Genomic DNA, 252 nt, shown 5'->3' on the forward strand with positions numbered 1-252 from the left:
TGGCTCCTTCCATGTAAATGCCGCCTTTCGTTTGCCAGATTCCTGCAAACATTTTCTTCAGGGCGCTTTCCGGATTCAAGCCGACGTACATGCCTTCACCGGTCGATTTCATTTCCGGCCCAAGCTTCAAATCGACATCTTGAAGGGCGTGCGATGAAAAGACCGGAAACTGCACGGCAACACCGCGTGAATTTTTGGCGGCGGGCTTCAGTTCTTTGAGTGACGAACCGGCTAACAGTTTCGCCGCAAGCG

General features: G+C 52.8%; 1 protein-coding gene. It reads right to left on the reverse strand.

Features of this window, described 5'->3' with window-relative positions; translation table 11 throughout:
- Positions 1-252: hypothetical protein (locus CF394_RS00400; protein ID WP_133079772.1), on the reverse strand; the 252-nt coding region annotated here is incomplete at both ends.

It is taken from the genome of Tetzosporium hominis, assembly GCF_002265435.1.
GTDB lineage: Bacteria > Bacillota > Bacilli > Bacillales_A > Planococcaceae > Chryseomicrobium > Chryseomicrobium hominis.